Raw genomic sequence first — 6,452 nt, 5'->3', positions numbered from 1 at the left:
TTCCTGATGACCACCAAGGGCGGCGACGCGGCACCCCCGAGCGAGGCGGTCCACGCGGAGATGGCCGCGTTCGTCGAGGAGATGACCCGGGCGGGGGTGCTGCTGGCGACCGGTGGCCTGGACCCGGCCGGCCTCCACGTCTCGGCCTCCGGCGGCGAGATGACCGTCACCGACGGGCCGTTCACCGAGGCCAAGGAGGCCATCGTCAGCTTCGCGCTCATCGAGGTGGGCTCGAAGGAGGAGGCCGTCGAGCTCTCCCGGCGCTTCTGGAAGATCATCGGCGAGGGCGAGGGCACCATCCAGCAGGTCTTCGGCCCGCAGGACTGACCGGGCGCTTGCGTACCCGGCCCGGCGGGTGCTGTGATCGAGCCCGTGATGCCCCGGGACGCCCATCGTGCGGTCGACGAGGTCTGGAAGATGGAGTCGGCGAGGATCATCGCCGGGCTCGTCCGGATGCTGGGCGACGTGGGACTGGCCGAGGAACTCGCGCAGGACGCGCTCCTCGCCGCCCTCGAACGGTGGCCCGACTCAGGCGTTCCGGATAATCCGGGTGCCTGGCTCATGGCCGTCGCCAAACGTCGCGCCATCGACCACCTGCGGCGCGGCGAGCGGCTCGAGCGCGGGCACGAGCAGCTCGCCCACGAGCTCGCCACCCGGCCGGACGGCACCGAGGCCGAGAGCGACGCGGCACTCGACGACGAGGTGGGCGATGACGTCCTGCGCCTGATGTTCGTCTCCTGCCACCCGGCGCTGTCCGCCGAGTCCCGGGTGGCGTTGACGTTGCGGTTGCTCGGCGGCCTGCGCACCGACGAGATCGCGAGGGCCTTTCTCGTCTCCGAGCCGACCGTCGCGCAGCGCGTCGTCCGGGCCAAGCGCACCCTCGCCGAACTCGGGGTCCCCTTCGAGGTCCCCACAGGGCCGGACCGGGCCGCGCGCCTGTCGTCGGTCCTCGAGGTCATCTACCTGGTGTTCAACGAGGGGTACGCGGCGAGCGCCGGCGACGGCTGGACGCGCCAGGACCTCTGCCAGGAGGCGTTGCGCCTGGGCCGTCTGCTGGCCGGGCTCGCGCCCGGCGAGGCCGAGGTACACGGACTGGTCGCACTGATGGAGCTCCAGGCGTCCCGGCTGGCCGCCAGGACGGGGCCGTCGGGGGAGCCCGTCGCGCTGCACGAGCAGAACCGCGGACGCTGGGACCAGCTCCTCATCCGCCGCGGCTTCGCGGCGCTGCTGCGTGCCAGGCAATCCGGCGGACCTCTCGGCCCGTACGTGCTGCAGGCCGCCATCGCGGTCTGTCATGCGCGGGCCCGTACGGCGGAGGAGACCGACTGGGCGCAGATCGCCGCCCTCTACGAAACGCTCGTCCGGGTGCTGCCCACCCCGGTCGTGCAGCTCAACCGGGCGGTCGCGCTGGCCATGGCGTACGGTCCCGAGGCGGGGCTGGCGCTCGTCGACACCCTGGTGGCCGAGCCGGCGCTCAAGGGCTACCACCGGGTGCCCAGCGTGCGCGGTGACCTGCTGGTCAGGCTCGGTCGCCACGAGGAGGCCCGGCGGGAGTTCGAACGGGCCGCGGCGCTCACTCTCAACGTGCCCGAACGCACGATACTGCTGGAACGCGCCGTGGCCTGCGCGGACGCCGCCACGCCGGGGGGCGCGGTCACCCTGGCCGAGGCCGCGGACGCCTTCCTCGCCCGTGAGGACCTGGACGCCGCGAGCCTCCGTTCCTACCGCCAGACCATGAGCCGGCTCCGTCGCGATCTCGGCGACGACATCCCGTTGCGGGACGTGACCGCCGGACAGGTCGCCGAGGTCTTCGCCACCGCCTGGGAGAGCGCCGCCGCCGCGACGTGGAACAGGCACCGAGGTGCCGTCCGATCCCTCTCCGCCTGGGCCGCGGACCGGGGCCGGCTGAGCGAAGACCTGGCCGCCGGGATCGGTCGCCGGCCCGAGCCCCGGTCGCGCACCCACCCCATGGAGCCGCCACGCGTCGAGGCGCTGTGGGAGCGGCAGGACCTTGCCCCGCGCGAGCGCGCCCTGTGGCTGATGCTCCACGAGAGCGCGGCCGGGATCGGCTCGGTGCTCGCGCTCAACGTCGAGGACCTCGACCTGGCGGGGATGCGCGGCAGGGCGCCGGGGTCCCGCTGGATTCACTGGCGGTCGGGCACCGCCGAGCTCATCCCCCAGCTCATCGCGGGCCGTCGTCGCGGCCCGCTGTTCCTGTCCGAGCGCAGGCCCGGCCCCGGCCGCCGGCCCGTCCCCGGCGACCTGTGCCCCGAGACCGGCCGCCGCAGGCTCTCCTACGAACGGGCCGAATATCTGTTCAAGCAGGCCACCGGCCACACCCTCCATCAACTGCGGAGCAGATGAACCGCTTCGGCGCCATGCGCCCGATCAGGGATGCCGCTGCTCCGGTGAGGTGATCGTGAAGGCGGCGACCGGGAGAGCGATCGGGTAGAGCGCACCGCCCGCCCCTGCCGGCCATTGAGAACCTCCCGAAGGGTCTTCGGGCCAGCACCGAACTGGTCGACATCGACGGCCTGCTCGGGGTGTCGAACAGCAGCCCCCGCAGCGTCTCGATCACCATTCGCGCCGGTCCGCCAGGGCGTCGGATGGCGTGCCGCGAATGTGGTTCCTTCGCGGGATTTCTGTCGGAGCGGTGAGATAGGTTCCCGGTTCATGATCGACTGTTTACCGGCCGGCACGGCCGCGTGGGAGCAGTGTGGCAGGGTGCCGGTGGTGCCACCGGTCCGGCCCCGCAAGCTGGCGAAGGTTCCCTTCGTCGAACTGGCGGACGGCCGGCTGCAGGGCGTCGTGTCGAGCGGCTCGGACATCGGCCGCGTCTACGTCTCCTCCGTCACCGCGGCCACCCACACCTACAGCTGCAGTACCAACAACAACCGTCCGTGCGGTGGCCTGTCCGGTTCCCATCCGTGCAAGCATCTGCGGGGGCTGACCGCCGAGGCCGTGCTGCAGTACGGCCTCGACCGGGTGGCCCGTTACCTGCGGGCCGAGGTCTCCGAGGGGGCCGACCTGATCGACTGCCTGCGCGGCGGCCTTGGCCCCGCTCCCGCGGCCACCGTGTTCAGCCGTTTCCTGCGCCACCTGGCCTACCTGGAGCTGCCCGACACCACCACGCCGATCCCCGAGCTTCACTGGTTCCCGGCCACGGGGGTGGTGCGCTGATGCTCGCCACACAGCTGACCCGGCTGCGGGATGGCGAGCCGGCGGGCCTCGGGGAGGCGCTGGAACTGGTGACCGGCTTCGACGAGGCTCTGGTGCACGGGCTGGCCCGGCTCTCCGAGCAGCACGCCGCGGCGCTGACCGCTCTGGCCGGCGCCTTCGCGCTCACCCCGATCGGCGAGGGGGCGGCGGAGGCCGCTGCCAAGGTCGTCTCCGGCTCGATCGCCGAGGAGCATCTGACGATGCTGGCAGGCGGCCGGACCGCGCTGCTGGGCGCCGTGCACGACGCTCTGCTGGCCGAACTGGACGCGGCCCTGGGGCGCGAACGCGCCCCGTGGCAGGCAGCGCCGGAGCCCGAGGCGGACGGCGCGGGCAACCTGCTCGCCGCCGCCCGGTCCTGGCTGTGCGAGCTGGCCATCACCGGCTGGCGCGGCGTCGACCACGACCTCGTCTCGGCCTCGGACCAGACCATCGAGGCGCTGCTGGCCGTGCCGGAGCAGCGCAGGCCGGCGGTGCTGCTCGACGGCCTGGCGGCCGAGCTGCGCGCCTGCTGCCCGATCGGCACGATGGAGCGTCTACCCGTACGGCGCTGGGCCGATCTGTGGACCCGGGCCCTGCTGCTGGCCAGGGCGGGCGGCCAGAGCGGCGAGCGCGTCGCGGCCGAGCGCCTGTCGGGGCGGCTGCTGATCCTCGGTGTCGACGTGCACGAGCACGCCACCGCCGTACAGATGCAGGTGCACGGCGTGCTGGAGCCCGCCGGCGGCGGCCGGGCCCGGCTGGTGCGCACCAGCGTGGCCGCCGCCAAGGTGGACACCATCGTCGGTCCCGCCGTCTGGAAGCTGCCGCACCGCCATCCCCGGCTGCTGGGCGCGCTTGCCGAACGGCGCAGCCTGGAGATCACCGATGTGCCCGTGCTGGCCAGTGGTGACCTGGTGTGGGATGACGATCGGGCGCGGGCCGGTGAGCCGGTCGACGCCTTCGCGGTGGCCAGGGTCTCCCTCGCCGGGGCGCTCGCGCCGGCCGCGCCGCCCCTGGACCGCCACCCGGTGCTCATCGCCGAGCCGGTGCTGGTGGCGGATTACCAGGTCACCCGTGACGGCTCGTTCGACCTGGGCGGCGCCGTGCTCGCCGTCGACACCGATGGACTGCCCGCCTGCGGCCCGCTCACGCCGAAGCTGGTGGCCGGATCCTCGGAGTGCATCGGGCTGATGCGCTGGGACGGCGGCCGCTGGCTGCTGCAGCCGCTCGCGGTGCGGGCCAAGGTCAAGCGCGAGACGATCGAGGCGCACAGCGGCGACTGGGCCCTGGGGCCCACCGACCCCAAGGTGGTCAAGGCCGAGGCCAGGGCGGGGGACGCGGTCGCGGTGCTGCGCGAACGAGCCGGACGGTTGCTGAGACGATGAGCCGGCACAGCGAGAACATCACGGCGAGCGCCGAGCAGAACCGGCGTCAGGTGCTCTACTGGCGGCTGCTCGCCCGCCTCTTCGACAACGACGAGCAGCCCGCGCTGGAGAGCGCGGGCGTGGCCATCGTCGACGATCTCGGACTGCCCGCGGCGTTGCTCGACCCCTCGGTGTCTGTGGACACCCTGGTGCAGCGTTTTCCCGAGCTGGCCGCGGAGTTCCGGGACCTGCTCGCCCCGGGGGAGCGACCGGGGGAGCAACCGGGGGAGCGGGAGGCCGGCCAGGAGGTGCGCAGGGCGGCTCTGGTGTCGAAGCTGCTGCTCAACGTCTTCGCCACCGGGGCGGGTGAGGTCACCGCGACCCGGCTCGCGGCCTGGCAGCAGGACGCCGGCTGGTTCAGGCAGGCCCTGGGCTGTGAGGACGGCCGCCAGGCGGGCGGTGCGGGTGGTGGTGCGGGTGGCGGCGTGAGTGACCGCGAGCTGGCCTCGGTGCTGGCCGGCCTGGAGGCCGACCTGGTCAGCCGCATGCGGTTGCGTGAGGTTCTGGCCGACCCCGCCCTTGCCCGACAGCTCACCCCCAGCATGTCGCTCATCGAGCAGCTGCTGCGTGACAAGGCCAACCTGTCGGGGGTGGCGCTGGCCAACGCCAAGGCGCTGATCCGCAGGTTCGTCGACGAGGTCGCCGAGGTGCTGCGCACGCAGGTCGAGAAGACCAGCGTGGGCGCCATCGACCGCTCGGTGCCGCCCAAGCGGGTCTTTCGCAACCTCGACGTCGAGCGCACGATCTGGAAGAACCTCGTCAACTGGAACCCCGAGGACCAGCGGCTCTACGTCGACCAGCTCTACTACCGGCGCACCGCCAGGCGCACCACGCCGGCCCGGATGATCGTGGTCGTCGACCAGTCGGGATCGATGGTCGACGCGATGGTCAACTGCACCATCCTGGCGTCGATCTTCGCGGGGCTGCCCAAGGTGGACGTGCATCTGATCGCCTACGACACCCGCGCGCTCGACCTCACCCCGTGGGTGAACGATCCGTTCGAGGTGCTGCTCCGGACCCAGCTGGGTGGCGGCACCGACGGCACGGCCGCCCTGACCCTGGCCCAGCCGAAGGTCTCCGACCCGCGCAACACCGTGGTCGTGTGGATCTCGGATTTCTATGAATGGCAGTGCGAGGCCGTCTTCGCCGGGCTGGAGGCGCTGCACCGCTCCGGCGTCCGGCTCATCCCGGTGGGTTCGGTGAGCAGCGGCGGCCAGCAGAGCGTCAATCCATGGTTCCGCCAGCGGCTCAAGGACCTGGGCACGCCGGTGATCTCCGGCCACATCCGCAAACTCGTGTTCGAGCTGAAGAACTTTCTCACCTAGGAGCCCCTACCGATGACCAATGAGATGTTGCGCGCGCCCGCCGAGGTGAAGTACGCCGAGGAGCTGGACTGGCTGGAGTCGGTCGACGACGGCCCCAAGCCGTTCTCCTGGCGGCTCAGCCCCCGCATGGTGCGACTGTTCGTGCTCGGCTCCGAGCGCTCCGACGGGCTGGAGCGAGAGATCTCGCAGAAGTGGTTCGGTGAGCGGAGTCTCGTCGAGCGCAGCATCGTGACGCTGGCCTCCGACCGCGGGCTGCTGCTCATCGGCGACCCCGGCACCGGCAAGAGCTGGCTGGCCGAGTTGCTCGCCGCCGCCATCTGCCGCAACTCCACCCTGGGCGTCCAGGGCACGGCGGGCACCACCGAGGACCACATCAAGTACTCCTGGAACGTCTCCATGGTGATCGCCAAGGGGCAGTCCCGCGAGTCGATGATCCCCTCGCCGATCATGACGGCGATGGAGCGGGGGGTGATCGGCCGTTTCGAGGAGCTGACCCGCTCGACCAGCG

At 72.2% G+C, this 6,452-nt stretch carries 6 protein-coding genes; all 6 read left to right on the top strand.

Translation table 11 applies throughout. The features are described 5' to 3' along the window. A partial coding sequence (locus tag ABZ260_RS44120; RefSeq protein WP_355629956.1) for a YciI family protein occupies nt 1–327 on the top strand: 327 nt, incomplete at its 5' end. Between the two features lie 33 nt (nt 328–360). Continuing rightward, nucleotides 361–2,364 carry an RNA polymerase sigma factor gene (locus tag ABZ260_RS44115; protein ID WP_355629953.1) on the top strand — a complete coding sequence of 668 codons (2,004 nt, stop codon included), beginning with the start codon at nt 361–363 and terminating at the stop codon, nt 2,362–2,364. Between the two features lie 309 nt (nt 2,365–2,673). Next, nucleotides 2,674–3,180, top strand: a complete 507-nt coding sequence (locus ABZ260_RS44110; RefSeq protein WP_355629950.1) for a hypothetical protein — start codon at nt 2,674–2,676, stop codon at nt 3,178–3,180. Then, complete coding sequence (locus ABZ260_RS44105; RefSeq protein WP_355629947.1) at nt 3,180–4,580, top strand: hypothetical protein; 1,401 nt, start codon at nt 3,180–3,182, stop codon at nt 4,578–4,580. Before ABZ260_RS44110 ends, ABZ260_RS44105 begins: the two co-directional genes overlap by 1 nt. Further along, nucleotides 4,577–5,944: a VWA domain-containing protein gene (locus ABZ260_RS44100; protein ID WP_355629944.1), complete on the top strand. Its 1,368-nt coding sequence runs from the start codon at nt 4,577–4,579 to the stop codon at nt 5,942–5,944. Before ABZ260_RS44105 ends, ABZ260_RS44100 begins: the two co-directional genes overlap by 4 nt. A gap of 12 nt (nt 5,945–5,956) precedes the next feature. After that, nucleotides 5,957–6,452 (top strand): AAA family ATPase (locus tag ABZ260_RS44095; protein ID WP_355629941.1); only part of this gene is annotated, 496 nt, incomplete at its 3' end.

It is taken from the genome of Streptosporangium sp. NPDC006013 (assembly GCF_040614275.1).
Lineage (GTDB): Bacteria > Actinomycetota > Actinomycetes > Streptosporangiales > Streptosporangiaceae > Streptosporangium.
This window is presented reverse-complemented; position numbering and strand designations above follow the sequence as displayed.

Coding starts and splice junctions, on each gene's coding strand:
- ABZ260_RS44100 (WP_355629944.1), top strand. CDS start 4,577: ATGAGCCGGCACAGCGAGAACATCACGGCGAGCGCCGAGCAGAACCGG.
- ABZ260_RS44110 (WP_355629950.1), top strand. CDS start 2,674: ATGATCGACTGTTTACCGGCCGGCACGGCCGCGTGGGAGCAGTGTGGC.
- ABZ260_RS44105 (WP_355629947.1), top strand. CDS start 3,180: ATGCTCGCCACACAGCTGACCCGGCTGCGGGATGGCGAGCCGGCGGGC.